Source organism: Mesorhizobium sp. M1E.F.Ca.ET.063.01.1.1 (genome assembly GCF_003998155.1).
In the GTDB taxonomy this organism is placed as follows: domain Bacteria; phylum Pseudomonadota; class Alphaproteobacteria; order Rhizobiales; family Rhizobiaceae; genus Mesorhizobium.
The window spans coordinates 1-496 of record NZ_RZSC01001546.1; the positions used below are offsets into that span (position 1 = coordinate 1).

1 protein-coding gene is annotated in these 496 nt (G+C 65.7%); it reads right to left on the reverse strand.

The features are described 5' to 3' along the window. The coding region (locus EOA29_RS39705) for a glutamate synthase central domain-containing protein (protein WP_281061157.1) at positions 1–496 on the reverse strand (496 nt) is incomplete at both ends.

Here is a 496-nt window from a genome sequence, read left to right on the forward strand (position 1 = left end):
CTTGGACATCACCTTGAGGATGCCCTTGCCGATCGACTTGATGTAGCGCGAGACGACCTCGTATGCGTCGACCTCTTCCGGCAGTTCGCCGCGCTGGTGCATGTCGAGCAGCGTGTCGAAGGCGAGATAGGGGTTGATCGCCTCCGCGCCGTACCCGGCGAGGCAGCAGAAATGATGCACCTCGCGCGGCTCGCCGGATTCCACGACCAGCCCGACCGCGGTGCGCAGCCCCTTGCGGATCAGGTGGTGGTGCACCGCCGCGGTGGCCAGAAGCACCGGAATGGCGATGCGGTCCGGCCCGACCTGACGGTCGGACAGGATGATGATGTTGTAGCCGCCGGCAACCGCCGCCTCGGCCCGCTCGCAGAGCCGGTCGATGGCGCCCTGCATGCCCGCCGCGCCCTCGTTCGAGCCATAGGTGATGTCGATCGTCTTGGTGTCGAAGCGGTCCTCGGTATGGCCGATTGAGCGTATCTTCTCCAGATCGCCATTGGTC